Below are 24,619 nucleotides of genomic sequence, written 5' to 3' on the forward strand. Positions count from 1 at the left end.
AGTGATGGACAGGATCAAGCCGGTAGTTGGCAATGGTATTCATCAAGTTTCTCCAGGTGCTGCCCAGGCACCGCAAACCGCCCAAGGGGCGGAGCCTCCAGAAGTGCCAGGGCAATTCGATTACGTGAAGACCAAGGTGGTGCCGTTGCGTGCGGAGCACCTTGAGCGCAATCGGATTGTCGCGTTCAACAAGAACTCGAACATGAGTGGGCCGATCGACCTGTTGCGCACGCAGGTGCTGCAGGCGATGGAGGAAAACGGCTGGCGCACCTTGGCCATCACCTCGCCAACACCCGAGGCGGGCAAGACGGTGCTGGCGATCAACCTGGCCATGAGTATCGCGCACCACACGACCAAGACAGCGCTGTTGGTGGACTTCGACCTGCGTCGCCCCAAGGTCGGCAGCAGCCTGGGCTTGCCGATGGAAAAGGCCCTCAACGAGTTGTTGTCTGACCAGGCCGGGCTCGAAGAGGTGTTGGTCAACCCCACGTTGCCGCGTTTTGTCGTGCTGCCAACGCGGGTGCCTATTCCGATGTCTACCGAAATGCTGTCGTCCCCGCGGGTGAACAACCTGATCAGCGACTTGCGCAGCCGCTATGAGTCGCGCATCTGCATCTTCGATTTGCCGCCGCTGTTGAGCTCAGACGATGCAATCACCGTGATGCCCAAGTTCGACTGTGTGTTGTTGGTCGTGGGCAACGGCATGAACAGCAAGCAAGAGATCGAGGAATGCCTGCACCACCTGGCGACGGTCAACCTGATTGGTACGGTGTTGAACAAGGCGGATGAGAAGCCGCGCACCTATTACTGATTATTCACTATCGGGATGCAGGAGCAGCCTTGTGCTGCGAAGAGGCCGGTGACAGCAGCGAAGGTTCGCTGTGTTTTCACCGGGCTCTTCGCAGCACAAGGCTGCTCCTACACCCAATAGTGAATAGCCGCATGATTACGGCCGAGGCCACGGGTACTGCAACTCCCATCCCCAGGCATGCGCCACGATCTGCTCCAGCGATGCATACGCTGGCCTCCAGCCCAACACATTCATCGCCTTGCCTGCATCCGCCACCAACCTGGGCGGGTCACCCGCGCGGCGGGGTGCATCGAGTGTGTGGATCTGCCGGCCCGTCACTGTGCGGGCGGTATCGATCACTTGTTGCACTGAAAAGCCCAGGCCATTGCCCAGGTTGAACGCCGTGCTGGGGCCGCCAGCGACCAGGTAGTCCACTGCCAGCGCATGTGCCGAAGCCAGGTCGGCGACATGCACGTAATCACGAATACAGGTGCCATCGGCGGTGTCGTAATCCCGGCCAAACACCGTGACCGCCTCACGCCTGCCAGCGGCCGCCTGGAGGATCAACGGTATCAGGTGAGTTTCCGGCTCATGGCGCTCGCCCAGCGCCCCGTCAGGGTCAGCCCCTGCGGCGTTGAAGTAGCGCAGGCACACCGACTTCAGCCCGTAAGCACGGTCGAAGTCCTCGAGAATTTGCTCGACCATCCACTTGCTGAGCCCATAGGGGTTGATCGGTGCCTTGCCATGCGCCTCGTCAATGGGCACATACAGCGGGTTGCCGTAAACGGCTGCGCTGGAGGAAAACACCAGCCGCTTGATGCCCGCATTCACCATCGCCTGCAGCAATGTCAGGGTGGCCGCTACGTTGTTCTGGTAGTACTTGCCAGGGGCGCAAACCGACTCGCCCACCTGAATGAACGATGCGAAGTGAAAGACTGCATCGAAGTGGCACTCGGCGAACAGCACATCCAGCGCCGGCTCGTCGGCAATGTCGAGCTTGGCCCATTGCACCCCAGGCCCTGGCGACACAAGGTCCGCCACCACCACATCATGACCCCCGGCCAGCAAGTGCTTGACCATGTGCGAGCCGATATAACCTGCGCCACCGACAACCAGAAACTTCATCCGTGCCTCCTGGACTCTGCTGTTGTACAGACGCCGCGGGTCGTCCCTGAATCGAACAGGTGGGAGTATCAGCTACAGGTCTCTTGAGACTGTAGATGGCCAAATGCCCTATTTCAAGAACAGCCAGTTGGACATGTACTGGCCATCGAACGTGATCACATAGCGCCCGTTCTGGTAGGCCACTGGCAATTCCTTGAGCTGCGCGTGTGCATCGCGCGCGAACAGTTTCAGACCGCCCGCCGCCTGGATGGCCAGGGTGCCTTCGAAGGGCTCGACATTGAACGGTGTCTTGTCGTCGACCTTGGGCACAGCCCGGGTGCCCAGTGAGATCAGCAGGCTGCGAGCCTGGCCCAGCGGTTTGGCATCCAGGCTCTGCACGACGACACTGGCATAAGGCGTCTTTGCCTGTACCTCGACCTGCCCAAGGTTGAGGGTTCGACCGCCCAGCCAGCCGGTCGCCGCCTGGGTCAGGGGGGTATCGATAGTGTAGAGGCCTTGTTGCCAGTTGCGCTTGAGCTCCCCGGTATCGGTTACCGACTCGCTGGCGTCAGGGGGCAGCAACGATTGGGCAGGGTCACGCAGCACTTGGGCATCGGCCGGGATGACGCTGGGTTTCAACCAGGGCAACTCCGGCGTCTGCGGCATGGCGATCTGCAGCCTGCCTTTTTCCATGGCGGTGCGCAGCAGCAGCGAGTTGCGCGGCGTGATGTCTTGGTTGAACAAGGTGGCGGGTGTTGGCGCGAAGACGTAACGGGTGGTGGCTTGCTGCACGTCCGCACGGCGGTAGAGCAGGGCAGCCGCGGGGAGCGTGGCCAGCATGGCCGGGTCGTTGTACGCGTGCCAGTTGTCTGCCGTGCGCCAACCGCTGTTGAAGGCCTGCTGACTATAGGCATATTGCATCATGGCGTCCCAGCCTTGGTGGCTGGCCGTGCCCGCCACATACAGGGGCAGCGAATGGCGGTCGGGCAGGGGGAAGGGTTCAGCGTTCCATTCGGTGACCGTCAGGGGCAGGCCGACGACCTGGGCCGCGGCAATCCAGTTGATCATCCCGTCGCTGGTCAGCGGGTTCTTCTCGAGCTGGCCGATGGCGCCGTAGCTGTGCGCATCGATCACATCGCCCGAGGTCAGCGCGGGCAGCGCGCTCAGGCCATTGCCGCCCCAGGTGCTGGTGGTGGCAATGGGTACCTTGACCCCCAGACTGCGCAGGTGCGTAATCATTTCGACATCGAAACGGCGTTCCAGATCATTCAAGAAGAGCTTCGACGGGCCATGTTCCCAGGCGCGCCAGGTGCGGTCTGCGGGCAGGTCATTGTGCTTGGCGAAGGCGTCTGCCTGCTCCTGGTAAAGCTTGGTATGTGCGGGGACTTTTTTGTCCGGCATCAGGGCGTTGCCGTAGTGCTGGGTGATGTCGTTTTCGTTGGTGATCAAAACCGCAGCAATGGCCGGGTCGTCTTTGTAGGCTAGGCCGGTGTAGGGGTTCACATGGGTCATGTACTGCTCAATAAAGCGTTTCATGGCCTGTTGAATGCTCTTGTTCACATAGGCGTAGCCTTTAAGGTCGACCCTGGGCTCGCCCTTGGCCAGCTCCTTGAAGTCATCGATGTTGTCATTGGCGGTGAGGGCGCGCTGTACGTGCATGTCGAGCCAGACGTAGATGCCCTCGTCCTTGAGGCTTTTGACCCACAGGTCGATCTTGCGCAGCGACTCGGCATTGAGCTGCTGGGTATCGCGAATCAAGGTGCCGTCGCCAAACACGTTCGGGCTGACCCATGGGGAGTCGTGGTGGTGCAGCCGGACGAGGTTGAAACCCAGTGCCGACAGGCGTTTGGCCTGTTTGATGATTTCCTCGTCTGGCGTCTTGAACAGCGAGTACGCAGACAGGTTAGTGCCCCAGAAACGCACGGGGGTGTTGTCCTCGAACGCCAGTTGCTCGCCGGAGGCCTTTACAAAGCCGCGCTTGCCTGCCGGTTTCTCGGGAGCGTTGAGAAAAGACAGGTCGACCGGCGAGGTTTGCCAGTCAAGCTGGTCGTCGGGCCACTGCGCGGGGTCTTGCAGGCCAAAGCGCTCGGTGGGGGTTGGGCCCAGCTCGATATCGCCCGTCACGTTTAATGTCGCCTTGATCTGCTGCTGGCCGGCGCTGATGGGGTCTTTGTAGAAGAATGCGCGGATCTCGGCATTGCTGCCCGGTTCGAAGTACACTTTCGCCAGTGCAGGTTCGAAGCGCATCTCGATGCGCCTGCCTTGCGCATCCTTGCCCCAGGACCAGCCCCGGTTGTCGGGCAACAGCACGGGGGCGCCCATCTCCCCGTTGAACAGGGCCGGGTCGAACTGGAAAACGATGCCGCCGCCCATCACGTTGGACTGCCTGCTGTGTGCGGTCAGGTCGAACGCCCAGGTCAAGGTTTGTGTTTGCGGCTTGCGGATATCCGCCGTCAGGTCGAAGTCCAACTGCTTGTTCTTGCCCTGCAGGGTGTAGCTGTAGGGCGCATTGACCTTCATGGCAGTGTAGAAGCCAGTCCAGCTCCAGTTAGCCGCCCAGAAGTCGAACTTGGCTTTCATCACCTGCCCGCCACCGCGTGTCACGCTGGGCAGGCCGTTTTGCTCTTCGACGCTGACGACCCACCCGGAGGCCCAGCCAGCCTGGGACATGACGGCCAGGCCAACGAACAGGGATACCCGCATGAAGGGGCGCAAAGGGAAACGGCTCATGGGCATCACCTGATTTGAAGGCCGGCAGCGGGAAGGTCGCTGGCCTGGCTGGAACGGAGCCTGCGCACCCGCTGTATGTAGGCCACCCCAAGCCCTGCGACCGACCAGTACACAGTGGGGATGATAGTGATGCTGCTGACGGTGAAGATGATCACCAGGATCCCCACCAGCGTCGCCAACAGCGCCCGGCCCAGTTGCCGTTGCTCGTCATCCTTGTCGGGGAACGCGCGCATGGCCTTGCGGATGCCCAGCAACACGGTGACGAAAAATGCCACGAACAGCGCGAGCCCAACCAACCCGACCCGCAGGGCCAGGCTGACGTAGGTGTTGACGATGTCGATAATGCCTTCCCCCTGAATCATCGACTGCATTTCAGGGGTGTTACGGAAGTCGAACGAACCGAACAAGGGGTTACGTTGGATCACGATCCAGGAGTTGTCGATCAAGCGTTCCCGGTAGGTGATGTTCTCTTTTTCGATATTGCCGATGAAAGGCAACAGGTCCAGCACCTTGTCGCCCCCAGGCAGCACGGTCAGCAGCGGCAGTGCCAGTACGCCGGCGAGGGCAAGCACGGTCAGGCGCTTAATGGCGCCTTTGCCCATGGCAATGAACACCACGACGATGACCACAGCGCCAATCCAGGGGCCGCGGGACAACGGCGCGAAAAGCCCGGCAGCCAGCAGCAGGGCGCCGAGCACCCGCTGCAGCTGGCTGCGCACATAGCCCTGGACGAACAGGTACAGGCCGATGGCCACACTCATCACGTAGCCCAGCGCAATTGCCTGCCCGGTGGTGGCGCTGGCCCGTAGCGAGCCACCACGGCTCAGGTAGCTGGACATGCTCCACTGCACGCCCATGGCATCGATCAGGGCGTTGTACAGCAGCCAGTGGCGGACGAACTCGGCAAAGCCGATCAGTGCCAGGACGAAGGATGCCAGTACGAATGCCAGCATGGCGTCCTTGAAATCACTGATCTCCTTGAGCCCTCGGCTGGCGACGTAGTAGGGCAAGAACACATCGACATACAGGTAGAGCGCCTGGCGCAAGGTGTCGGTCAGGGTGGTTTCACGCAGGTACAGCACACTCATCAGCACCAGGCTGGCCGCCAGCAGCTTGTCGGGCCAGGTGCGGCCGAAGCGCAGGGTATCGCTTTGCCTGCTCAGGGCCAGCGCCGCCGGCAGCAGCACGCACAGCGTCAGCAGGCGAACATGGTTGAGGTCGACCAGGTAGTTGACCACGCCAAACCCAGGTATTTGCACCGAGGCCGGCGGAATCAGGAACAGCAACATGAAAAACAGCGCCATGGCATTGCGTTCGCGCCGCCCGGCGATGTACATGATCAGCCCGGCAGCGGCCACGTACACCCAGAAGCTGTGGGAGGCGAAGGCCACCAGCGTCAGGACGAACCACAGGTTACGCCGGCGCTTGAAGTCGCTGTAGGGGATGAGGTCTGTCGCCGGGCGGCGCGCCATGACAAAAACGACGCCTGCCAGAAACAGAATGACGATCAACGCACGAAAATGTTCAGGCATTGGCTAAGGACACCTTTCCCTTGGTGGGCACGGCTAGCATCATGGCTAATTGAAACTATAGTGACTTTTAGCCAATCAGTCAGAGATTGAAGTCATGCCGTCGATTGATGTGTCAGCCTCCGCGAGCCTGCGCAAGCGCGCACTGAAGGCCGGGTCATGGAACCTGGTGTCGCTGGTGGCGTCACAGGTCATGCGCCTGGGCGGCAACCTGATCATGGCCCGTTTGTTGCTGCCGGAAATGTTCGGTGTGATGGTCATCGCCACCACGGTTTCGGTACTTTTGCACTTGCTGTCCGATGTTGGCCTGCGCCAGAACATCATCCAGAGCCACCGGGGCGACGACCCCGAGTTTCTCAATACCGCCTGGACCGTCCAGATCATCCGCGGCTTCGTGCTGTTTGCCCTGACCTTGCTGCTGGCCGCCGCCGCCTGGTTCGCGCAGTTGGCCAACCTGTGGCCGGCGGACTCCACTTACGCCGCCCCCGAGCTGCCGATGGTACTGGCGGTGACCGGCCTTTCGGCCATCATCTGGGGATTCCAATCGACCAAGATAGATGTCGCCGTACGAACTTTCCAACAGAAGCGCGTGGTATTGGTGGACCTGGCCTCGCAAGTGGTCGGTTTGATCGCGATGCTGGTGATCGGTTACTTCACCCGGTCGATCTGGTCGCTGGTGATCGCCGGCCTGGTCAGTGCCCTGGCGGGTACCTTGCTGGGGCACCTGGCGCTGGACGGGCCGAACAACCGCCTGCAGTGGGACCGAAGCGCGCTGACCGAGCTGATCGTGTTTGGCCGCTGGATCCTGCTGTCGTCGATGGTCGGCGTACTGGCCATGTACGGTGACCGAATCTGGTTTGGTGCGAGCATGACAGCGGGGCAGTTGGGGGTGTACTCGATTGCCGTGCTGATCCTCGGGTCCGTGCAGACCGGGTTGCTGAAACTGGTGGGCTCGGTAGCGCTGCCCGCGTTCAGCGAAGCCGCTCGGGAAGGTGACAAGGCACGCCTGAAGGCGCTGTACTACCGTTTCAGGTTGCTGGTCGACCTTGTGATGCTGTTTGCCTGCGGGGTGTTCCTGACCGCTAGCCCATTGTTGATCGGCTGGATGTACGACGCGCGCTACACCGAGGCGGGTACGATTCTTGCGATTCTTTCGCTGTCGTTCTTCACGCTGCGCTATACCTTGGCACATCAGATATGGATTGCCCTGGGTCTGACGAAATACCAGGCCATGGACAACATCATCCGGCTAGTCTCGTTATGGGGCTTGTTGCCACTGCTGCTGGCCATTGGCGGTGTCGACTACGCAATCTGGGGGGTGGCCCTGCATACCTTCCCGACGCTGCTGTTGGTGGTCTACGTTAACTGCAAGCTGGATATCTTCAGTGTCAAACGCGAGTTGGTGGTACTGCCGATGGTGGCCGTGGGGGCACTCTGTGGGCTGTTGGCGACCCGTTTCTTCGAATGGCTGTGATGAGGCCAGAGGCGGGCGATGGTGCAATGTGGGGGCGTTCGAGTGACTGATTGTTAACACTTCATCGAGATAGGTCTGGGGATCATGGGGAAGCTTACGTTGTGTACTCCGCAGTTGGGTCGTAGGGGTTTTCTCCAGAGCTGTGTCCTGCTGGGCGTTGGCGGCGCGGTGTTTGGGGTGGCCGCAGACGTTGCACGCAAACCCGTCGAAAAACCCGGGTTCGTGGTGATCAACGGCTGGGTGTTGCCTTCTCAGTACTTCCGGAACGAGCCAGCATGATCAAGGACTATCAGCAGCAGAAAACGCTGCGTGACGACTATGATTTTTGCATCATCGGGGCCGGCCCCGCTGGCATTACCCTGGGCCTGCGGCTGGCAGCTGCGGGTTGGAACGTGCTGCTGGCCGAGGGCGGTGGGCGTGAATATTCGCCGCACTCGCAAGGGCTGTATAAGTGCGCCTCGACGGGGCTCGAACTGTACGCCGAGGAAACACGCCTGCGTTACCTGGGCGGCACGTCCAACCACTGGGCAGGGCGCTGCCGGCCGTTCACCCCTTCAGACTTCGCCGTGGCGCCGCCCGGCGACTTGCCCGGCTGGCCGATCCCCTACTCGGAGATCGAGGGCTACCTGGCGGCGGCCATGGACATCGTCGATTTGCCGCCAGGCTCGGAGTTTCACGCGATGAACACCGGGCTTGCGGGTGATGACTTCGAACCCGACCGCTTCCTGCTGAGCCCTCCAACGCGCTTTGCGCAGAAGTACGCGACTGCACTGAACGAGACCCACGGGCTGGATGTGTTCATCAATTGCAACTGCGTCGACCTGGAGTTCGACAAAGCGTCGGGCCATGTGGTGGCTGCGGTGGTGTCCGATTACGACCGTCATCGTCAGCGCGTGGTGGCCAGAAACTTCATCCTGGCGACGGGCGCCATCGAGAATGCCCGGCAGTTACTGAACAGTGAATCCCTGTTGGCCGCGGGTATCGTCAACAAGGAAGGGTTGACCGGGTGTTGCTTCATGGAGCACCTGAACATCGACATGGGCACGTTCATCCTGAAGTCGGACCAGGACACCCAGATGCGTCAGTACTACACCACCGACGCCTTTGTTGAGGAATACCAGGCCGGTAAAGGCAATATCACCGCTTCACTGCTCTCGGACGTGCAGACGTATGGCCGCACGGCCGAGGTCAAACACTTTCTGGAAAACCTTGCCTGTGACATGGGCGTCGCCGACAAGATCGCCTTCTTTGCCAAGTTCAGCTGCCCGGGCGACGGTGTGATCGGCACCATGATCGAGCAGTTTCCCAACCGGCAAAGCCGCATTTCACTGCTGGACGAAAAAGACGAGTTGGGGGTGGCCAAGGTCAACGTGCATTGGGCACTGAGCGAAAGTGACAGGCACACCATCAAGTGCATCGGCACCGAACTGGCCAAGCAATTTGCCGACATGGACCTGGGCTTCGTCAAGCTCAACGATTTCGTCTACGACACATCGGTGCCGTTGAAGATGGCGCCGCATGCCCATCACATGGGCACCACGCGCATGGCTGCGTCACCTGAGTTCGGTGTGGTCGACGCCAATTGCAAAGTGTTCGGTACCCAGAATCTCTATGTGGCGGGAAGCAGTATCTTTGCCAAGGGCGGCGCGTCCAACCCGACCATGCCGTTGTTGCAGTTTGCCGTCAGGTTGGCGGACCACCTCAATGAAAAGTTGAAATCGGCCACGGGTGCCGCGGTGTAACGCACGTTGTAAACGGGTTGAGTGCGATGCGGTCAGCACCAAGAAGAATGAGACCGAAGTCGCCTCAGGGACAGTTCAGAATCGCATTGATTGTGAGGCTCGCAGAATGAATGGATGGATACGGAGTGCACTGACGCGTTATGTCAACTCGACCGGGCGGGGAAGCTCGACGTACAAGAAGTTGTGTAATCCAACGGGGCGAGAGTGGGGGATCTATCTGGCCCGTTGGGGTAAGTTTCATTCAGTAGGGGACAACTTTCATATCAATACTGGGTGCAACGTTACCGACCCTGCGCTGGTGCGTATTGGTAACAACGTTGGCCTGTCGGATTGCACACTGATCGGCCACGACGGCGTGGTGGCATTGATCGAGCTCTGCTACGGGAAGCACCTCGATTCGGTCGGCTATATCGACATCAAGGACAACTGCTTCATCGGCCATGGCGCGATTGTGATGCCCCGCGTGACCATCGGGCCCGATGCGATCGTCGCTGCCGGTGCGGTGGTTACCAAGGACGTGCTGCCGGGCACCGTGGTGGGTGGCAACCCGGCCAAATTCATCTGCACCACCGAAGCACTGATCAAGAGGGTGGAGGAGCGCTGCGAAAGCTACCCGTGGATAGAACTGGTCAAACAGCGCAAAGGGGCCTTTGACCCGACCGTGGAGCCTGCCCTTGCCGCGCAACGACGGCAGTACTTCTTCGGGGACGGTAGCAATGGATAGAAAACCCGTCGATGTGATGGTGGTCAATTTCAATACTGCGTCTTTGCTGCAGCCCATGTTCGATGCGCTGCGCCAGGCCGACAGCGAAAAGCTTGCCAGTTACCTGGTCGTCGACAATGCCTCGGTCGATGATTCTGTGGAACGCATGGCCCAGGTGTGCCCCGAGGCGCTGTTGCTGAGCAACAAGAAGAACGTCGGTTTCGGGCGCGCCAATAATCAACTGCTGGCGCACTTGAAGGGCAAGTACGCACTGCTGCTGAATACCGATGCCTTCGTGGCGGCCGATTCACTGGCCAAGACCATCGAGTACATGGACAACCACCCCGAGTGCGGCGTGCTGGGCGTGCGCCTGGAGGGCCGCGATGGCGACCTGCAACCCAGTTGCCGCTACTTCCCGACACCCCTGAACGTGTTTGTCGGCCGTACCGGGCTGGGCCGTTTCTTCCCAGGCTTGAAAATGGTCGATGAGATGACCTGGGACCATGGCTCGGTACGTGAATGCGATTGGCTGCCCGGTTGTTTCTACCTGGTGCGTCGCGAAGTGCTGGACCAGGTAGGCCTGTTCGATCCGCGCTACTTCCTCTATTACGAGGAGGTTGACCATTGCAAGCGGGTCAAGGAAGCGGGCTGGAAGGTCGTCTTCTATCCCCATACCACGGTGGTGCATATCGGCGGCGAAAGCTCCAAATCGGTCAGCGAACTGGAAGCGGCCAGCCGGCAGATTTCCAGCTACCAGATCGAAAGCGAACTGCTGTACTTCCGCAAGCACCACGGTGTTGCCGGGCTGGCGTTGCACATGCTGCTGGTGTGTGTGGGTGACCTGATACTGGCACTCAAGGCACTGTTGAAGGGGCGAGGCCGCGCGGCGATCCGGGCGTGCTGGCGGCACTGCCAGACTACCTGGTCGCTGTTGTTCAAGACACGGTTCGCAAGCCAACCCACACGGTAGGTGACGTCATGTTCGAGAATATCCGCGCCGACTTGCGTGCACACGGGGGTGATTGGGGCGCCCAGGGGTTTTGGGTATTGCTGGTGTATCGCTTCGGGCGCTGGCGCTATGGTGTGCGCCCGGCACTGCTGCGCAAACTGTTCTCCATTCTCTACAAGATCCTGTTCAAGTTCGTGCAGATCATCACGGGTGTTGAATTGCCCTGCGAGGTCGTGATCGGCCGCAACTTCGTCATCGACCATTTCGGCGGCATCGTGATCAGCGGTTATGCCCGCTTTGGCGATGACTGCCGAATTCGCAACGGTGTGGTGGTGGGGCTGAAGAATGTCAGCGAGCCGATTGCGCCGGTGTTCGGCAATAACGTCGATATTGGCACAGGGGCCAAGGTGCTGGGCAACATCCGCATCGGCAACAACGTGGTCATCGGCGCCAACGCCGTGGTGCTGGTGGACGTGCCAGACAACGCGTTGGCGGTCGGCGTGCCTGCGACCATCAAGCTGCGCAACCCCACCGAGGCGGCGCAGTGCACGGTCGAGTGAGGCCCATGGTGACAGGTATCGGCGTTGTAGTGATTGGACGCAACGAAGGCCTGCGCCTGGAGCGCTGCCTGCGCTCGTTGGCGCACGGTGCGGACCGGGTGGTGTACGTGGATTCAGGCTCCACCGACGGTTCCGTGCAGATGGCACAGGCCCAAGGGGTCGAAGTACTGGCGCTCGACATGAGCCGGCCGTTTACCGCAGCCCGGGCCCGCAATGAGGGCTTCACCCGCCTGCAACGCCTGTTGCCGTCGATGCACTACGTGCAGTTTGTCGACGGCGATTGCGAGGTGGATGCGGCCTGGCTGGGCGATGCCCAGGCCTTCCTTGATGCACGCCCAGACGTAGCGGTGGTGTGCGGGCGGCGTCGTGAACGGTTCCCGCAACGCTCGGTGTACAACCTGCTGTGTGACCTGGAGTGGGACACGCCCATCGGTGAGGCGAAGGCCTGTGGGGGGGATGCGTTGATGCGCGTCGATGCCTTCACGCAAGTGAGCGGCTTTCGCCCGGACCTGATCGCCGGCGAAGAACCGGAGCTGTGCGTCCGCTTGCGCGCCAAGGGGTGGAAAATCTGGCGCCTGGCCGCTGAGATGACCTTGCACGACGCTGCCATGACGCGTTTCAGCCAGTGGTGGCGACGCAGCTTGCGCGCCGGCCATGCCTATGCCGAGGGTGCCTTTTTGCACGGGCGAGCGCCAGAGCGCCATTGGTTGCGAGAGTCCCGCCGCGCGTGGCTCTGGGGCTTGGGCATCCCCCTGGCGATCGTGTTTGCCAGCGGCCTGCTGGGTGTGTGGGCGCTGCTGCTGTTGCTGATCTACCCGCTGCAAGCGGTGCGCCTGGCGCGTCGTGCCGGCAAGCCGACACGCGAGCGCTGGCTGCAGGCGGTGTTCCTGGTGCTCGGCAAATTCCCTGAAATGCTTGGGCAGGTAAAGTTCCTGATGAACAGGTTCTGTGCCGGCAAAGCCGTGCTGATCGAGTACAAATGAGATTCCTATGATTGCCAGATCGATAGTGAAAAGTGTGCTCACCCTGCAGCCCGGCTACTCGCTGCGGGCCTTGAACAACAAGGTCAAGCTAACGCGGCAGATCACCCGGGAGTGGCCCGCGCTGAAGGCCTTCATGCAGCGCATGTCGACGGCGCTGGGTGATGACCGGTTTGCAAGGCTTGGGGTCGATTGCATCGGTGTCGTGCAATGGCCCTACATCAGCAAGGGCTGGGAGGCGCAGGAGCGGCTCGGTGTGGTGGCGTCGCATTTTGAGGTGGTTGCCCGGCACTTTCCCACGTTGCTGCTGCTCGGTCGCGACGAGCGCCTGACCCTGTGCGACCTGTCGGCCTATTCGAAGGGCTGCGCGCTGGTGCTGGACCGGCCGATTTGGTTCAAGCGCGAAGGGGAGCTGGTGCTGAACCTGTTCCAAGGGGATTTGCGCGTGGCATCGCTGGCGTTCAGCCTGTGCCGCCAGCACGGTGAGCTGTGCGTGTTCATCGGCGCCGTGCAGGGCATTCACAAAGGCATCGACAGCGAAACTTCGCTGAACATCTACCGTGACCTGACCAAGGACTTCGAGGGCCTGCGCCCGCGCAGCTTCCTGCTGGAGGCCTTCAAGTGCATCGCCAGAGCGCTGGGGGTGGTGCGTATCTACGCAGTTGGCGATGCGCACCGGCATCATCGCCATCCTTACTTTGGCGCTGACAAGGCGCACGACCTGGCCGCCCATTACGACGCCATCTGGCTGGAAAACGGCGCCACGCCTTCGGAGCGCGACGACTTCTTCAGCCTGCCGCTGGCCGCTGCCAAACGCGCCGCAGACGACATCGCCCCCAAGAAACGTGCGATGTACCGCCGGCGTCATGCCTTGCTGGATGAGGTATTCGCGCGCGTTGAAGCGGCTTTATCAGGCAGCGAGCCCGTCCATGGGCTACAAGGGATGAAGGGGGATGTGCTTGAACGTGCATCGGCAGGGAGCCCACCGCCGGCGATCGACAGCCTGAAGTAAAGGGTTGCAGTTGGTAAGGCTCATTACGCAGGCATTGATCTGGATTTATATGCGCATTGCTTACTTCATCAATCAGTACCCGAAAGTCAGCCATAGCTTCATTCGACGCGAAATTCTGGCGTTGGAGCGCCAGGGCATAGAGATCCAGCGCATTGCCTTGCGGGGTTGGGATGCCGAACTGCAGGATGACGAGGACATTGCCGAGCGGGGCAAGACCCGCTACGTGTTGCAGCACGGCCTGAAGGGGTTGTTGGCGCCCACGCTACAGGTGCTGCGTGCCGAGCCACGACGCTTTTTCGCCACCCTGTGGTTGGCCCTGCGCCTGGGCCAGCGGGCGGATCGCGCCTGGCCCTATCACCTGGTGTACCTGGCCGAGGCCTGTCAGGTACTACTCTGGTTGCAGGCCTTTGGCGCGAAGCATGTTCATGCGCATTTTGGCACCAACTCGACCGAGGTTGTGATGCTGGCCCATGCCCTCGGCGGGCCTGCCTACAGCTTTACCGTGCACGGGCCGGAAGAATTCGACAAACCACAGTTTCTGCATGTGGGCGAAAAAGTCCGGCGCGCCGCGTTTGTGGCGGCGGTCAGTTCGTATGGGCGCAGCCAGTTGTTCCGTTGGGTGGCGCACGAGCACTGGGAGAAGGTGAAGGTCGTGCATTGCGGCCTGGAGCGCGACTTCCACGCGGTTGCCGCCGTTGCCGCACCCTCGGCGCCACGCCTGGTGTGCGTCGGGCGCCTGTGCGAGCAGAAGGGCCAGCTACTGCTGATCGAGGCGGCCCGCCTGCTGGCCATCCAAGCCATTGCATTCGAGCTGGTGCTGGCGGGTGATGGCGAAATGCGCGAGCAGATCGAAGCCCTGGTCGCCCAGCATGGTTTGCAGTCGCAGGTACGCATCACCGGCTGGATCAGCAGCGCCCAGGTGCGGGAAGAAATCCTCGCTGCCCGTGCGTTGGTGCTGCCGAGTTTCGCCGAAGGCCTGCCGGTGGTGATCATGGAGGCCATGGCATTGCGCCGGCCGGTGCTGACCACCTATGTGGCAGGCATCCCGGAGTTGGTGCGCCAGGGCGAAAACGGCTGGTTGTTCCCCGCCGGCACGGTAGAAGAGCTGGCTGCGGCAATGGCCGACTGTCTGTCGCAACCGGCCGACGTGTTGCAGCGCATGGGGGAGGCCGCTTACCAGCGGGTGCTGCAACGCCACGATATCGACACCGAGGCCGCCAAGCTGGCCCGCTACTTCAAGGCATCCGCATGATCAGCATCGTGACGTGGTTATTGAGCCTGGTGGCGTTTTGCATCTTCGTGCCCGCGCTGGTGTTGTTTGCGCAGGTACTGCTGGCGTGCCTGCCGGTGCGATCACGACCTGAGGAGGATGGTAGGCGCCCGCGCGTGGCGGTGCTGGTCCCCGCGCACAACGAGGCCTTGATCATTCGGTCGACCTTGGCAAGTGTCGCCCCGCAATTGCTGGCGCAAGACCGCTTGCTGGTGGTGGCGGACAACTGCACCGACGACACCGCGCAGTTGGCACGCCGCGCCGGCGCTGAGGTGGTGGAGCGCGACAACGACCTGTTGCGCGGCAAGGGGTATGCCCTGGACTTCGGCGTACGGCATCTGGCGCAGCGTCCACCCGAGGTGGTCATTATCGTTGACGCCGATTGCCAGGTGGGCGAGGGCGCCATTGACCTGCTGGCACGCCGTTGCCTCGAAGCTTCACGGCCGGTGCAGGCGCTGTACTTGATGCGCGCGCCCGCCGGCGCGGGCCTGAAGGTGCAAATCGCGGAATTTGCCTGGCGGGTCAAGAACCTCGTTCGCCCGCGTGGTTGGGCACGCCTGGGCTTGCCCTGCCAGCTGATGGGCGCGGGTATGGCCTTCAGTTGGCGCGACTTGGCTGCGGTCGACTTGGCCAATGGGCACCTCGTCGAAGACTTGAAGCTTGGCCTGGACTTTTGCCGAATCGGCAAACCGCCGCTGTTTTGCCCGGATGCGCAGGTCACCAGCCAGTTTCCGCTCAGCCAGGAAGGCTTGAGCAGCCAGCGCACCCGCTGGGAGCATGGCCACTTGGGGGTGATCCTGGCCGAGGTACCCAAGCTGCTGGTGAGCGCGGTCACTCGGCGTAACGCGCCCTTGCTGGCCATGACCCTGGACCTGCTGGTGCCGCCATTGGCGTTGCTGGTCATGGCTCTGGTAGGGGTTGCATGTGTTGCCTGGCTGGCTGCGCTGCTGTTCGGTATCACTGCACCTGCATGGGTCGCCACGGGTGCCCTGGTCATGCTGGGTGTTGCAGTTCTGCTGGCGTGGGGCCGGTTTTCTCGCGAACTGATCCCCTTTTCGGTCTTGCTTTACGCCCCGTTCTACGCCGCGAGGAAGATTCCCCTGTACCTGGGGTTCTTGATCAAGCGGCAGGTAGAGTGGGTGCGCTCGAAACGGGATGACAGCTAATGGGCGAATGGCAAAACAGCTGGAAAACGATTATCGGCAAACTTCAGACCGTGAGTGACCCTGCACACGAGCAGCGCTTGCTCGAGGCCCTGGGCCAACCTGAGGCGCCCACGGTGCTGGGTTTTGTCAACGCCCACGCCATGAACCTGGTCGCAGGCAACGCCGATTACTGCCAATCGCTGGCCTCGGCCGATGTGTTGCTGCGCGATGGTGCGGGCATGGCAATCCTGTATCGCCGCCTGGGCCTGGCCCCAGGGCTGAACATGAATGGCACGGATTTAATCCCCAAGCTGCTGGCGGCCTTCAAAGGGCGACGGGTGGCATTCTGGGGTACTCAGGAGCCATTCTTGAGCCGGGCGGTAGCGTGCAGCGAGGCGCGGTTTGGCGTGTTGCCGGTGTCGGTTCACGACGGATTTGCTGAAATGGCCACCTACCTGGAGCTTGCGCGGGTATCGCAGCCAGAGCTGATCGTGCTGGGCATGGGGATGCCTAAGCAAGAAGCCGTTGCCGCTCGCCTGGCTGCCAGTGGGCGGGCGTGCCTGATCGTGTGTGGCGGGGCGATTCTGGATTTTCTCGGCGGCAAGGTTAGCCGGGCGCCGCAATGGCTACGGCGATTGGGCGGGGAGTGGGTCTACCGCTTGCTGAGAGAGCCCAGGCGCTTGTTCATGCGCTACGTGGTGGGCAACCCGCTGTTCCTGTTACGCACCCTGCTGTGTACCAAGGCGATGACGCTTGGGGCCCGGAACACCCCAAGGCGTATCTGATGATTCTGCCTGCCGAGCCGTCCGAAACGGCCAAAATCCATGGCAGGAGTGATTCCGCCCGCCGGGTGTGCGGGCGACTGCTACAGTGATAGCAAGCGCCCAGGGGGGGCGGCGAAGACTATTCAGTGTGCAGGATTATAGTTTAAAGGCTGGTATTGATTGACTGAATAAGCTGCCAGGCATGTGCTGCGCGCTAATTAATGAGGTCTGAAATGGTTCTCGAACCCAGAAGCAGTCGTTCCTTACTTCAACGAAGAAGCAGCGTAAGTAACGCCATTCAGGCCGGCCTTGATGGGATTGCAGTCACCGGTGTCGCCTGGTACTTGATCTACGATCAGTTTGGTCACATTACCTCGGATTATGTGATCATGCTGCTCTTGTTGATTGGGGCGCTGGCCGTTATTTATGATCATTATGCGATCTATCGGACCAACGTGGGCTTGTCCATCAAGGCGTTCAGGTTATTCAAGGCGTGGTCAGCAACGTTTTGTTTTCTGGTGGTCATGGCGTTTTTGACCAAACAGAGCGAAACCTATTCGCGGTTGTTGGTGGTGCAGTTGTTTGTCATCGGTTATGTGGTGCAGTTGTTTTTGCATTTTGCAGTGCGTGAACTGCAAAAACGGTTTACCGCGCACGCTCGGCTGGACAACGCACTGATTATTGGCGCCGGCGACCTGGCCAACTTCCTGCACCAGAAGATCAGTAACAACCCGTGGTTCGGTGAGCGTGTGCTGGGGTGTGTGCTGATAGACGATGTGGCTGAACAGGGAGCGCCCGATGCAAAGCAACGCCTGCCTGTGCTGGGCCATGTCGCTGACCTTGACGAGATCGTTGCCAAACATGCCATTCGCACGGTGTACCTGGTGACGCCATTAGGCGGCTCGGCGGTCATTAACGAAGTGTATTTGAAGTTGCTCGACAAGTGCATTGCAGTGAACTGGGTGCCGGATATCTTCTCGCTGCGTTTAATCAACCACAGCGTCCGTGAAATTGCCGGTATCCCGGTATTGACGTTGTCAGAAACGCCGTTGACCGGCATGAGCCTGTTCCTTAAAAACCTCGAAGACCGCGTGTTGGCAGCACTGATATTGCTGTGTGCATCGCCGGTGCTGTTGGCAGTGGCGATAGCCATCAAACTAGACAGTCGCGGCCCGGTATTCTTCAGGCAAGAACGCATGGGCTGGACCGGTGAATCGTTCCGGATATGGAAGTTCCGCAGCATGCATGTTCATCAACCGGAAAACGGTGTGGTCAAACAGGCCCAGAAGAACGACCCGCGACTGACCCGCGTTGGGGCTTTTATTCGCAAGACCAGCCTGGATGAACTGCCGCAGTTGTTCAATGTATTGACCGGCGAAATGTCGTTAGTGGGGCCGCGCCCGCATGCACTTCAGCACGACACGCTGTATTCGCAGGATATTGTCGACTACTTCGCGCGACACAACATCAAGCCTGGCATGACCGGCCTGGCACAGGTCAGGGGCTTCCGGGGTGAAACCAAGGACATCGAGCAGATGATTCAACGGGTCGACTCGGACATCGAGTACATCAACAACTGGTCCTTGTGGCTCGATTTCGTCATTTTGGTGCGCACGCTCAATGCTTTTACCGGCAAGCAGGCCTATTAGCCGGGGTCGACGAGCTGCCCCGGGGCAGGCACTCAACCCAACGGGTGCAATTCCCTGAAGCCACGGGCCTCTTCCACCAGCCAGTCATGCACCGCGCGGGCACCCGGCTGGGTCAGCCCGCCCGGCGGGTAATGCACCACGTAACGCTTGTGGTTGGCGATCGCCACGCCGAACGGCACGATCAGCGCCCCCCGTTCCAGTTCATCGTTGAGCAAGGTACGCCGCGCGATTGCCACGCCAACCCCGGCAATCGCCGCTTCAATGGTCAAGTGGTTGCGGTTGAAGGTATGGCCCCTGCGCACGTCCAAGCCGCCTGCGCCGATGCCTTCCAGGTAGAACTCCCATTCAGCGTATTCCGAGGCCCCCCGCCAGGCGGTGATGTCGTGCAGCAGCGGGTAATGCGCCAGGTCAGCGGGCCCGTGCAGCGGCGGGCGACCGCGCAGCAGGGTGGGGGAGCACACGGGAAAGATCTGCTCGTCAAGCAATGGCGTCGACAACATGCCAGGGTAACTGCCGTCGTTCAGGTCGATGGCCAGGTCGAAGTCGCCCGGGTGCAAGGCTTGCGCACTGTCTTCGGCCACCAGCCGCAATTCGATGTCCGGATACCGCTGCTGAAAGCGCGGCAGGCGCGGCGTCAACCATTTGGCCAGGAAGGAGGGGATCGAGCGCAGGCGCAGGGTGCCGCGGATCTCGCCGGCGTCCAGGCGCAGCAGCTCGGCCTCAATGCTGCCATAGGCCTCTGAAACCGTTTGCGCCAGGCGTTGGCCTTCGGCGCTCAGCTCTACCCCACGGGCACGGCGCAGGAACAGTCGATAGCCCAGCCGTTCTTCCAACTGGCGCATTTGCTGGCTGACAGCGCCAGGGGTGATGTGCAGTTCTTCGGCGCAGCGGGTAAATGACAGATGCCGGGCCGCACAGGAGAACACATGCAACCAGACGAACATTTGGCCATTGAGTTGTCGTCGCATCGTTTAGTACCACTAAAGGCTTGCTTAGGAAGTTTCGTTGGTCATCCACGCGGGAGCAGGTCAGTATCGCTCAAGTTCGCAGTAGTGTTCAATTTCTCCAGAGAACCGCGTTTTGGCGATTCTGCCCAACGCGGTCAGGCATTAGTATGGCTATCAGTGTTTTCGACCTCTTCAAAATCGGCATCGGCCCTTCCAGCTCTCACACCGTAGGCCCGATGCGCGCAGCGGCAACCTTTGCCCAGGCCCTGCGTGAGCGGGGCTTGCTGGCCCAGGTCAGCCGTGTCGAGGTGCGTCTGTATGGCTCCCTTTCGGCCACGGGGGTCGGACACGCCACCGACCGTGCCTGCCTGCTTGGCCTGATGGGGCAGTGGCCCGACCGGATCGACCCGGCCACGATCGAGCCACGTATCGGTCAGGTGATGCAGGAGCAATGCCTGATGCTCGATGGCAGCCATCCCCTGGCGTTCAACTACACCCGCGACATGCTGCTGCTTGAGCAAAGCCTGCCGTACCACCCGAACGCCATGAGCCTGGAAGCACTGGACGAGCAGGGCAGCCTGTTCAGCCAAACCTACTATTCGGTGGGCGGTGGTTTCATCGTCGAGCAGCAAGAAATCGATGCCCCCCAAGGCGAGGCGAATGCGGTCGAACAGCCGTATCCGTTTGCCAGTGCGGCTGAGTTGTTGGCGCTGTGCAAGGCGCACGGAATGGGCGTGGCGCAGCTGATGATGGCCAACGAATGCGTCTGGCGCCCGGAAGCCGAGGTACGCGAAGGCTTAATGCGCATCTGGGCGGCGATGCGTGAATGCGTCGACAATGGCCTGCGCAATGAGGGCATCCTGCCGGGCGGGCTCAAGGTCAAGCGCCGGGCTGCGCGTTTGCACCGCAGCCTGCAGGAGTTGGGCAAGCCGAACGTGATTGGCTCCACCCTGAGCGCCATGGAATGGGTCAACCTGTTTGCCCTGGCGGTCAACGAAGAAAACGCTGCCGGCGGGCGCATGGTCACGGCGCCCACCAACGGTGCGGCAGGGATCATCCCGGCCGTGTTGCACTACTACATGAAGTTCAACCCGGATGCCTGCGACGACGATGTGGTGAGGTTCCTGCTGGCGGCGGCCGCAGTCGGCATCCTGTGCAAGACCAACGCGTCGATCTCCGGTGCCGAAGTGGGTTGCCAAGGCGAAGTGGGCTCGGCCTGCTCGATGGCAGCCGCAGGCCTGGCCGAAGTGCTCGGTGCCACGCCGCCGCAACTGGAAAATGCCGCGGAAATCGCCCTGGAGCACAACCTGGGGCTGACCTGCGACCCGGTGGGTGGCCTGGTGCAGGTGCCGTGCATCGAGCGTAATGCGATTGCCGCGGTCAAGGCGATCAACGCCGTGCAAATGGCCCTGCGCGGTGATGGCGAGCATTTCATCTCGCTCGATCAGGTTATCCGCACCCTGCGCGACACCGGTGCGGACATGCATTCCAACTACAAAGAAACCTCGCGCGGCGGCCTGGCCGTCGCCTTTGTCGAGTGCTGATTCGCAGCCCAAGGTTTATTCAGGGGCATTGACACGCTACCCGGTAGGAGCAGCCTTGTGCTGCGAAGAGGCCAGTGAACACATCATCAATCTTCGCTGCTGTCACTGGCCTCTTCGCAGCACAAGGCTGCTCCTGCACGGTCAACGGCTCTTCTGTTTCAGCGTCAGGAAGCTCGCACGCATGTCCTTGGCCCAGCCGTCGAGCACTGGTTTGACGTCATTGAGGGTGAGTTTCTGGGTGTCGTTCTCCAGCTCCTTGCCCGCGCCCTTGCGCACCACCTGAGCGAGCACTTTCTGACTGGCACCGTCCAGGAAGGCCGCCTCTACGCCAACATCTACTTCCTGGTCACGGCCGCCCATGGCGGTATTGACACCCGCCGAGATCAGCGCAATAGGGATAACCTCATAAGGCTTTAGGCCTTCGTTGCTGGTAGACACGGCGGTGATCGCCGGGCGTACCACGATGGTGCCTGGGCCGGGGGCTTTGGCCAGGGTCAGAACGCTGCCCAGTTCACGTCGCATGGCTTCGTTGAAGTAACGGGTAATCTCCTGCAGCGTCTGCGCCGAAATGACCGCTGTCGGTTGCGGCTTGGGGTAGAACTGGCTGGGCTCGATGAACACCTGGCTGTATTGATTGACGTTGACCTTGGGGTCGATCCAGCGCATCACCGGCGCGCCGGATGGGCTTTCAGCGGGCTGCAAGCGGCTGTAGTCCTTCAGGAAACCGGAGTAGTCACTGGGGTCCACGCGGTTGCTGGAGCAGGCGGTTACGGCAAGCAAGGCTGCGCACAACAAGGTGATGCGGGGCAATGATTTCATGATCGTGATGCATCCATGAGAGGTCGGCCAGAACAACGCTAGCAGGTGCAGGGCAGTTGGCCAGTGGGCAGTGTATTTCTTGGCGGTGTAGGCGGTAGGCTGTGATGGGTACGGCGGTGGATTTTTAGCGCTTTTGAGATCGAGCGCCGCCCGTGCAGCGCATCGCGAGCAACGCTCGCTCCTACGTTTGTTTTCGGCCAGTAACGCCTGTGACAGGCGCGCACGACCGCCTTGTTTGTTCGACGCGATATCGCGTCATGCGCCAAGGCGGTCGCGCGCATTTGCCCCAGGAATAACTGGCCCGAAACAAACGTAGGAGCGAGCGTTGCTCGCGATGCGCCGCGCGGGCGGCGCTCGATCTCAAAGGCGCAACAACCCTCAAGTCGAGCGCTACCCCAGCACCTCGCGCAACCGGTACCACAACATCCCCAACGCCAGCAGCGGTGAGCGCAATGCCTTGCCGCCCGGGAAGGTCAGGTGCGGCACCGCACTGAACACATCCAGCCCTTGGCTGTGGCCCACGGCAATGCCCTCGGCCAGCAGCTTGGCTGTCCAGTGGGTCACGTTCAGCCCGTGCCCTGAATAGCCTTGGGCGTAGTAAACGTTAGGGTGCTGGTGCAGCCGCCCGACCTGAGGGAAGCGGTTGGCCGTGATGCCGATCATGCCGCCCCATTGGTAGTCGATGCGTACTTCGGCCAACTGCGGGAACACCTTGAGCACTTTCGGCCGCATGTACGCGGCGATGTCCTTGGGGTCGCGCCCGGAATAGTGGCAGGCACCGCCGAACAGCAAACGCCGGTCGGCAGTGAGGCGGTAGTAGTCCAGGCCTACCTTCTGGTCGCAAAGAGCCATGTTTTGGGGGATCAGGCTATTGGCGAGCGCCTCGGGCAGTGGCTGGGTGGCCACCACGTAACTGCCGGCCGGCAGCACCTTGCCGCTCAGGCGCGGCTCCAGTTCATCGAGGTGCGCGTTGCAGCCAAGCACCAGGCTCTGTGCCCTGACCTTGCCGTGGGCGGTATGCAGGGTCACGCTGGGGCCATGCTCGATGCGCAGCACCGGGCTCTGCTCGAAAATGCGCACGCCAAGGGCTGCGGCCGCACGTGCTTCGCCCTGTACCAGGTCCAGTGGGTGCAGATGGCCCGAGCCCATGTCGACCAGGCCGCCGGCGTACTGGTCGCTGGCAACGATCTGGTGCATGTGCTCGGGGCTGACCAGGCGGGTTTCGTGGCGATAACCCAGCGCGGCCAGGTCCTCCTGTTCCGCCTTGAAGGCGGCAAACTGGGCGGGTGTGTTGGCCAGTTCGCAGAAGCCCCACTGCAGGTCGCAGGCAATGCCGTATTGCTCGATGCGCCTGGCCACCAACGCCACCGAATCGATGCCGGCCTGTTGCAGGTAGCGCACGCCGTCCTGGCCGACATAGCGGGCAAAACCACTGACGTCATGGCCGATACCGCGGATCAGTTGGCCGCCATTGCGCCCACTGGCACCCCAGCCGATGCGCCTGGCTTCCAGCACGATCACCGAAAGGCCGCGCTCGGCAAGCTCCAGTGCGGTATTGACCCCGGTCAGGCCACCGCCGACCACGCACACATCGGCGCTCAGTTCGCCGTCCAGGCTGGGGTAGGGCGCCGCGTCGCGAGCCGTGGCAGCGTAGTACGAAGCAGTGTGCAGGGTATCGAAAGGCATGGTGCGTTCTCGGCTCAACGGTTGGACTTGATCTTGCTCCAGGAGCGGGTCATCACGCGCATGATCTTGGGGCTTGGCGTGCTGGAGATGTACAGCTTGTCCAGCACTTGCTGGGGTGGATAGACCTCGGGGTTGTTCACCAGGGACGCATCCATGTAGGCCTGGGCGTCGGGGTTGGCGTTGGCATAGCCGACCGTGGCACTGACTTTGGCGATTACTTGAGGTTCAAGCAGGTAGTTGATGAACGCCAGTGCCTGGTCCGGGTTGCTGGCGTCCTTGGGGATGGCCAGCAGGTCGAACCACAGGTTGCTGCCTTCCTTGGGAATGCTGTAGGCAACCTTGACGCCGTTCTTGGCTTCCACTGCGCGGTTGGCAGCCTGGAACACGTCGCCGGAGTAGCCGAAGGCCACGCAGACATCGCCGTTGGCCAGGTCCGAGACATATTTGGAAGAATGGAAGTAGGTGATGTAGGGCCGCAGTTCGAGCAGGCGGGCTTCAGCCTTGGCATAGTCTTCGGGCTTTTCGCTGCGTGGGTCCATGCCCAGGTAGTTGAGAATGGCCGGGAACAGCTCGTCGGGCGAGTCCATGAAGGCCACGCCACACTGCTTGAGTTTTTTCAGGTTATCGGGCTCGAACAGCACCGCCCAGGAGTCGATGTGGTCCACGCCCAGCGCGGCCTTGACCTTGTCGACGTTGTAGCCGATGCCATTGGTGCCCCACAGGTAGGGCACCGCGTACTGGTTGCCGGGGTCGTTCTGCTCAAGCTGTTTGAGCAGTTTAGGGTCCAGGTGCTTCCAGTTGGGTAGCTTGCTGCGGTCCAGCGGCAAAAACGCACCGGCCTGGGCCTGGCGGGCGAGGAAGTGGTTCGAGGGCACGACCACATCGTAGCCAGTGCGGCCGGCCAGCAGCTTGCCCTCCAGGGTTTCGTTGGAATCGAACACGTCATAGACCACCTTGATCCCACTGCTGGCCTGGAAGTCGGCCAGTGTCGTGTCACCGATGTAGTCGGTCCAGTTGTACACGCTGACGGTCGGAGCGGCCTGGGCAGCTGCGCCGAACAGTAAGGTGAATGCAGCGGGAACCAGGGATTGCAGATGACGCATGTCGACACCTCGTTGGTCTTGTTCTTGGGTTCGGTGTATCGGGGGCTGCGTTGCAGCCTTTTCGCGACGCAAGGTCGCCTCCACAGGAAAGCGTGGCCTTGCGTCATCGCACGGGCAGT

General features: G+C 61.4%; 20 protein-coding genes. 13 read left to right on the forward strand and 7 right to left on the reverse strand.

The window, feature by feature from the left end; all coding sequences use genetic code 11:
* Nucleotides 1-4 precede the first annotated feature (4 nt).
* The gene (locus tag ACMCNM_RS14860; protein ID WP_186676819.1) at nucleotides 5-811 is read left to right on the forward strand and encodes a CpsD/CapB family tyrosine-protein kinase; all 807 of its coding nucleotides are present in this window, start codon (nucleotides 5-7) and stop codon (nucleotides 809-811) included.
* Nucleotides 812-946: 135 nt separating this feature from the next.
* Here ACMCNM_RS14860 and galE read toward each other — a convergent pair whose 3' ends face one another.
* The 3 genes from galE to ACMCNM_RS14875 all read right to left on the reverse strand — a co-directional run bounded on the left by galE (nucleotide 947) and on the right by ACMCNM_RS14875 (nucleotide 6,156).
* The gene (galE, locus tag ACMCNM_RS14865) at nucleotides 947-1,915 is read right to left on the reverse strand and encodes a UDP-glucose 4-epimerase GalE (protein WP_412764753.1); all 969 of its coding nucleotides are present in this window, start codon (nucleotides 1,913-1,915) and stop codon (nucleotides 947-949) included.
* Between the two features lie 108 nt (nucleotides 1,916-2,023).
* Entirely contained in the window at nucleotides 2,024-4,630 is a 2,607-nt protein-coding gene (locus ACMCNM_RS14870) for a cellulase family glycosylhydrolase (RefSeq protein ID WP_412764754.1), read from the reverse strand.
* Nucleotides 4,630-6,156 carry an O-antigen ligase family protein gene (locus tag ACMCNM_RS14875; protein ID WP_186676824.1) on the reverse strand — a complete coding sequence of 509 codons (1,527 nt, stop codon included), beginning with the start codon at nucleotides 6,154-6,156 and terminating at the stop codon, nucleotides 4,630-4,632. Before ACMCNM_RS14875 ends, ACMCNM_RS14870 begins: the two co-directional genes overlap by 1 nt.
* Before the next feature lie 94 nt (nucleotides 6,157-6,250).
* Here ACMCNM_RS14875 and ACMCNM_RS14880 point away from each other — a divergent pair, with 94 nt between their 5' ends.
* From ACMCNM_RS14880 to ACMCNM_RS14930, 11 genes are all read left to right on the forward strand, one after another.
* Nucleotides 6,251-7,627: an oligosaccharide flippase family protein gene (locus ACMCNM_RS14880; protein WP_412764755.1), complete on the forward strand. Its 1,377-nt coding sequence runs from the start codon at nucleotides 6,251-6,253 to the stop codon at nucleotides 7,625-7,627.
* 275 nt (nucleotides 7,628-7,902) lie between these two features.
* Nucleotides 7,903-9,369, forward strand: coding sequence for an FAD-dependent oxidoreductase (locus tag ACMCNM_RS14885; protein ID WP_186676828.1), 1,467 nt, complete (start codon nucleotides 7,903-7,905; stop codon nucleotides 9,367-9,369).
* A 106-nt stretch (nucleotides 9,370-9,475) separates the two neighbouring features.
* Nucleotides 9,476-10,093: an acyltransferase gene (locus ACMCNM_RS14890; protein WP_027596770.1), complete on the forward strand. Its 618-nt coding sequence runs from the start codon at nucleotides 9,476-9,478 to the stop codon at nucleotides 10,091-10,093.
* Nucleotides 10,086-11,042: a glycosyltransferase family 2 protein gene (locus ACMCNM_RS14895; RefSeq protein ID WP_186676831.1), complete on the forward strand. Its 957-nt coding sequence runs from the start codon at nucleotides 10,086-10,088 to the stop codon at nucleotides 11,040-11,042. Before ACMCNM_RS14890 ends, ACMCNM_RS14895 begins: the two co-directional genes overlap by 8 nt.
* An 8-nt stretch (nucleotides 11,043-11,050) precedes the next feature.
* Complete coding sequence (locus ACMCNM_RS14900; RefSeq protein WP_099454027.1) at nucleotides 11,051-11,581, forward strand: serine O-acetyltransferase; 531 nt, start codon at nucleotides 11,051-11,053, stop codon at nucleotides 11,579-11,581.
* Nucleotides 11,582-11,586: 5 nt separating this feature from the next.
* On the forward strand, nucleotides 11,587-12,564 hold the full coding sequence (locus ACMCNM_RS14905; protein WP_186676834.1) for a glycosyltransferase family 2 protein: 978 nt from the start codon (nucleotides 11,587-11,589) through the stop codon (nucleotides 12,562-12,564).
* 7 nt (nucleotides 12,565-12,571) lie between these two features.
* Entirely contained in the window at nucleotides 12,572-13,573 is a 1,002-nt protein-coding gene (locus tag ACMCNM_RS14910) for a VirK/YbjX family protein (protein WP_412764756.1), read from the forward strand.
* A 49-nt stretch (nucleotides 13,574-13,622) separates the two neighbouring features.
* Nucleotides 13,623-14,825 carry a glycosyltransferase gene (locus tag ACMCNM_RS14915; protein WP_412764757.1) on the forward strand — a complete coding sequence of 401 codons (1,203 nt, stop codon included), beginning with the start codon at nucleotides 13,623-13,625 and terminating at the stop codon, nucleotides 14,823-14,825.
* Nucleotides 14,822-16,009, forward strand: a complete 1,188-nt coding sequence (locus ACMCNM_RS14920) for a glycosyltransferase family 2 protein (RefSeq protein ID WP_412764758.1) — start codon at nucleotides 14,822-14,824, stop codon at nucleotides 16,007-16,009. The genes ACMCNM_RS14915 and ACMCNM_RS14920 overlap by 4 nt, the downstream gene beginning before the upstream one ends.
* Nucleotides 16,009-16,773, forward strand: coding sequence for a WecB/TagA/CpsF family glycosyltransferase (locus ACMCNM_RS14925; protein ID WP_412764759.1), 765 nt, complete (start codon nucleotides 16,009-16,011; stop codon nucleotides 16,771-16,773). The genes ACMCNM_RS14920 and ACMCNM_RS14925 overlap by 1 nt, the downstream gene beginning before the upstream one ends.
* Before the next feature lie 212 nt (nucleotides 16,774-16,985).
* Nucleotides 16,986-18,401 carry an undecaprenyl-phosphate glucose phosphotransferase gene (locus ACMCNM_RS14930; protein WP_085273370.1) on the forward strand — a complete coding sequence of 472 codons (1,416 nt, stop codon included), beginning with the start codon at nucleotides 16,986-16,988 and terminating at the stop codon, nucleotides 18,399-18,401.
* Between the two features lie 32 nt (nucleotides 18,402-18,433).
* On the opposite strand, the gene ACMCNM_RS14935 is transcribed toward ACMCNM_RS14930, so the two are convergent.
* Nucleotides 18,434-19,369 carry a LysR substrate-binding domain-containing protein gene (locus ACMCNM_RS14935; protein ID WP_099454034.1) on the reverse strand — a complete coding sequence of 312 codons (936 nt, stop codon included), beginning with the start codon at nucleotides 19,367-19,369 and terminating at the stop codon, nucleotides 18,434-18,436.
* Nucleotides 19,370-19,515: 146 nt separating this feature from the next.
* Between ACMCNM_RS14935 and ACMCNM_RS14940 the strand changes: the two genes are divergently transcribed.
* Nucleotides 19,516-20,892, forward strand: a complete 1,377-nt coding sequence (locus ACMCNM_RS14940; RefSeq protein WP_412764760.1) for an L-serine ammonia-lyase — start codon at nucleotides 19,516-19,518, stop codon at nucleotides 20,890-20,892.
* A gap of 141 nt (nucleotides 20,893-21,033) precedes the next feature.
* On the opposite strand, the gene ACMCNM_RS14945 is transcribed toward ACMCNM_RS14940, so the two are convergent.
* The 3 genes from ACMCNM_RS14945 to ACMCNM_RS14955 form a co-directional block, all read right to left on the reverse strand.
* Nucleotides 21,034-21,711 (reverse strand): DUF3313 domain-containing protein, encoded by a 678-nt coding sequence (locus ACMCNM_RS14945; protein WP_099454036.1) that lies wholly within the window; start codon nucleotides 21,709-21,711, stop codon nucleotides 21,034-21,036.
* Between the two features lie 390 nt (nucleotides 21,712-22,101).
* Nucleotides 22,102-23,397 (reverse strand): NAD(P)/FAD-dependent oxidoreductase, encoded by a 1,296-nt coding sequence (locus ACMCNM_RS14950; RefSeq protein ID WP_186676875.1) that lies wholly within the window; start codon nucleotides 23,395-23,397, stop codon nucleotides 22,102-22,104.
* A gap of 14 nt (nucleotides 23,398-23,411) precedes the next feature.
* Nucleotides 23,412-24,500, reverse strand: a complete 1,089-nt coding sequence (locus ACMCNM_RS14955) for a polyamine ABC transporter substrate-binding protein (RefSeq protein ID WP_412764761.1) — start codon at nucleotides 24,498-24,500, stop codon at nucleotides 23,412-23,414.
* Nucleotides 24,501-24,619: the final 119 nt, after the last annotated feature.

The organism is Pseudomonas sp. NGC7 (assembly GCF_047159675.1).
GTDB lineage: Bacteria > Pseudomonadota > Gammaproteobacteria > Pseudomonadales > Pseudomonadaceae > Aquipseudomonas > Aquipseudomonas kermanshahensis.